At 36.5% G+C, this 3944-nt stretch carries 5 protein-coding genes and 1 pseudogene; 3 read left to right on the top strand and 3 right to left on the bottom strand.

All coding sequences use genetic code 11. The features are described 5' to 3' along the window. From RTK36_RS07825 to RTK36_RS07815, 3 genes and pseudogenes are all read right to left on the bottom strand, one after another. Window positions 1–148: pseudogene (locus RTK36_RS07825) on the bottom strand (Lsa family ABC-F type ribosomal protection protein); the annotation flags it as partial. Between the two features lie 367 nt (window positions 149–515). Beyond that, window positions 516–938 carry a GNAT family N-acetyltransferase gene (locus tag RTK36_RS07820; RefSeq protein WP_312045945.1) on the bottom strand — a complete coding sequence of 141 codons (423 nt, stop codon included), beginning with the start codon at window positions 936–938 and terminating at the stop codon, window positions 516–518. A 108-nt stretch (window positions 939–1046) separates the two neighbouring features. Then, window positions 1047–1880, bottom strand: coding sequence for an undecaprenyl-diphosphate phosphatase (locus RTK36_RS07815; protein ID WP_312045943.1), 834 nt, complete (start codon window positions 1878–1880; stop codon window positions 1047–1049). A gap of 243 nt (window positions 1881–2123) precedes the next feature. On the opposite strand from RTK36_RS07815, the gene RTK36_RS07810 reads away from it, so the two are divergent. From RTK36_RS07810 to RTK36_RS07800, 3 genes are read left to right on the top strand one after another with little or no spacing between them, the layout of a single operon-like run. Next, window positions 2124–2684: a helix-turn-helix transcriptional regulator gene (locus tag RTK36_RS07810; RefSeq protein ID WP_312045941.1), complete on the top strand. Its 561-nt coding sequence runs from the start codon at window positions 2124–2126 to the stop codon at window positions 2682–2684. Next, window positions 2681–3394, top strand: a complete 714-nt coding sequence (locus RTK36_RS07805; RefSeq protein WP_312045939.1) for a 4Fe-4S binding protein — start codon at window positions 2681–2683, stop codon at window positions 3392–3394. The genes RTK36_RS07810 and RTK36_RS07805 overlap by 4 nt, the downstream gene beginning before the upstream one ends. Before the next feature lie 56 nt (window positions 3395–3450). Then, the gene (locus RTK36_RS07800) at window positions 3451–3924 is read left to right on the top strand and encodes a flavodoxin family protein (RefSeq protein ID WP_312045937.1); all 474 of its coding nucleotides are present in this window, start codon (window positions 3451–3453) and stop codon (window positions 3922–3924) included. Window positions 3925–3944: the final 20 nt, after the last annotated feature.

Below are 3944 nucleotides of genomic sequence, written 5' to 3'. Positions count from 1 at the left end.
GGTTTAAAAACGTAGTTTTTCCTCTGCCGTTTCTACCGGTGAAACCTAGTTTCCAATCAGTATCTATTTGAAAACTTACACCCTCAAATACTGAATCATAACTTCCATCATATGAAAAAGTTAGGTTTTTAATGTTTATTTGCGACATGCATTGTCCTCCTCATAAAAAATAGACTGCAAGAAAGTTAATTCTTACAGCCTAAATAAAACGAGACAACACAAAAAAGTCCGTCTATCATAAGAGCCTTAAAAATGAATCACTTTCTTGCAATTTGGCACAACAAAACAATGGCAAACCATTATAATTGTTTAAATGCCTAAATTATTAGCAAGAAAAGTTAATCATTTTTTCAACTCCAATCTTTATTGTATGGTTTTATATTACTATAGTATTAATAAAAGTTCAAGTCGTTTTTGCTCAACAGAAACTGAAATTTAGTTACTGTATGCAATAGAATAGTTTAGAGGTATCATGTAGAATAAAAAATAAGCCCGTGCGCTTCATGAAGTATATCTTAAATAGTTGTCTGCTTTTTTTGATTGCGCAACATGCCACATTTGTTTGCTGATAAATACTCAAATTGGTACTTTTGATATAGTAAGTCTGCGGGATAATTTGCAATTAAACAAACATAACTATCATCGTAAGTATTCTCCTCAAAATAATTATTAATAGCTTTCATAATTTCCTTGGCATAACCCTTGCCTTGATAAGCTGCGTCTACCATAATATCACTTACAACGTAAGTAATTCCGCCATCACCAACGATTCTCCCAAAGCCAATGAGTTTATCTTTATCATAAAGAGACACTGTTAATAAAGAATTTTTTAGAGCAATTTGGCTTCGATTTATATCTTTACTTCCCATTCCGGAGCGAATCCGAAGGCTCACATAATCTTGTGCTGACGGCACTTCATAAACAAGTTGCATATTCATCTGTTTTCCTCCAAATATCTATATTCATTCAAGCATTCATTTAGGTTTTACTTGCTGATGCCTTGGGATACCACTAACACCATACAAAGCAGTATCTATTGTTTTGGTCTAAATTATTGAAAAGTACACGATTACAATGATACCAAGGGCAATCCGATACCAACCAAATACCTTGAAATCATGTTTTTTAATATAACCAAGAAGAAATTTTATTACTAAAACAGAAACTGCAAAGGCCACCACCATGCCAATTCCTAAAATTAACAGCTCAGCACCTGTAAAGGAAAATCCAAATTTCAGTATTTTAAGGGCACTTAAACCAAACATAACAGGGACTGCAAGGAAAAAGGTGAATTCGGCAGCAACGACTCTTGATATACCAATTAGCAATGCACCAATGATGGTAGCACCTGAACGAGAAGTGCCGGGAATAATGGAAAGCACCTGGAATAGTCCTATGATAAAAGCGGTTCTATAGGTAATGTCATTTAATCTTGTTACGGTGGGAAAGCGTTTCTTATTCCATTGTTCAATCACAATAAAGGCTATACCATAAAAAATCAAGGCCAGAGCAATTACCATTGGGGTGTGTAAATTGGCTTCAATATAATCGTCGAAAAGGATGGTTACAATAGCCCCTGGGATGCATGCAACGACTACTTTAAACCAAAGAGAAAAAATATCTTTCTGTATGATTGGCTGTGTTTTATTCGCAAATTGAAAGGGAAACATTTTTTTCCAAAAGATCACCACAACAGCAAGGATTGCTCCGAGCTGAATCACAACAAAAAACATTTCTTTGAAGGCTATACTCGTATTCAGGGCAATAAATTGGTCTACCAGAAGCATATGTCCTGTGCTGCTGATGGGTAACCATTCAGTGATTCCCTCTACTATACCAATAAAAATAACTTTTAAAATTTCTATCAACTCTAGTGACATTTTTTTAAATCCTCCTCTTGAATAATAAAAAAGCAAAAGCCAATTACAGGTAAAACAAATTGGCGTTGCTGGACGTTTCTACCAAGTATACCACAGATTTTACCTACGAGTACTTTAAGATTTACCTAATTATTTTGTCTCAAATCTACGATTTTGAGGTATGAAAAATGTCTAAATATTATTGACAAACATATCTTAATGATATATCATAAAGATATGTTAAGCGAATAGGATGTGATGTAAATGAAAGAAAACACAGGTAAATCCAAGTATGTGATATTAGGGATGCTTTCACGTATGCCTCAAACGGGATACAATATGAAGAAATGGATTGAGAATGAATATAGCCATTTTTGGCAGGAGAGTTATGGACAAATTTATCCTACGCTGAAAAAATTGGTTGCTGAAGGGCTAGTTGTTCCTTCTGATGAGCAGATGAATGGGCGAGGGAAGATTACATATTGCATAACGGATGCTGGCAGGAAAGAGCTTGCCCAGTGGTTGCGTAAAGAACCGGAAATAGAAAAGCTCCGATATGAAATACTACTGAAGGTTTCCTTCGGCGAGAATACTGAGCCGGATGTGTTGCTTGGCCATTTAGATGAGTTTGCTAAGAGAAACGAAAACATGATTCATGATATGAAAGAATATATGCAATATTTTGAACTTCTGAAAGAGCAGGGAGTGGACTGTACGTATAGCCAGTTGACTGCACTTTGTGGCGTTTACATCTATTCCGCAATGAAAGATTGGGCTGGGGAGGCCAAAAGAATTATTTCGCAGCGGGAGGTTGATTCTCAATGAGGCAGAAGTTTCGCAAAGGCATACTCATTTTTTCCTTACTAATGTTTCCTATAACATTTATGCTTTTATCGCCTTTTGTGATAGTGGTATCAGCTGCAAATGGCGTATTGAATGGGAGCGCAATGATCTTTGGTCTGCTTTTATTGTTCTCTATGGTTGGCAGTCGTCTTTTTTGTGGTTGGCTTTGTCCAGGTGGCGCCTTACAGGAGTATGTTGCTGTGGTTAATGACCGCCACTGGAATAGTAAAGGGAAAAATATCTCAAAATATATTACTTGGACAGTTTGGGTTTCATTTATTGTTTACTTATGGCTTCAAAATGACAACCTGAAAGGGGATTTCATGTATTTTATTGAATTTAACTTTCAATACTTTATTATTTATGCAATTGTAATGGTTTTAATTTATATGTTCACCCTTGTGACCGGTAGACGGGGTATGTGCCATAGCCTTTGCTGGATGGCACCTTTTATGGTGATTGGTGAAAAGCTAGCCGATTTTTTGCATATTCCAAGATTCAGACTTATGGCAAAAGCTGATGACTGCATTTCTTGTGGTCAATGTAACAAGAATTGTCCTATGTGTTTGGATGTTTTGACTATGGTTGAGGCTGGAGCCATGGATTCTTCTGAATGCATCAATTGTTTGGAGTGCGTGGATGGTTGTCCTAAGAAAGCAATTGCTTTTGGAATATGCCAAAAACATAGATAAGTCCAAATTTTTAGAACATGATATAAGTATTGTTTTAATTTGAAAGGAGTGTTTAAATGAGTACTTTGGTAGTATTTTTTTCATTTGAGGGGAACACAAAATTGGTTGGAGATGCCATTGCCAAAACAATGGGTGCAGATACCGTGGAGTTAAAAACCAGTAAACAATACCCGACAGCAGGAATTGGAAAGTTTTTTTGGGGGGGCAAAAGCGTTCTTTTTGGTGAGACACCCCAGCTCGTGAATGAAAGAATTGATTTGAGTAAATATGACACGGTTATAATCGGTACTCCGATTTGGGCAGGCTCTTTTGCACCTCCGATAAAAAGTTTTATTACACAATATCAGATGAAGGGGAAACGGATTGGGCTGTTTGCATGCCATGGTGGAGGCGGCGCAAAGAAATGTTTTTCTAAATTAAGAGAAGCTTATCCGGAAAATCAATTTATTGGAGAGATTGCGTTCTTGGAACCTAAGAAAAATCCCCAGGAAAGTGTCAATGAAGCCGCTAAGTGGGCATCAGAGCTTTAAAGCATATGAGATTCCATGGA

The organism is Anaerotignum sp., from assembly GCF_031981185.1.
Lineage (GTDB): Bacteria > Bacillota > Clostridia > Lachnospirales > Anaerotignaceae > Chakrabartyella.
The sequence above is the reverse complement of the archived record's forward strand: the minus strand, read 5'-3'. Positions and strand labels throughout refer to the sequence as shown.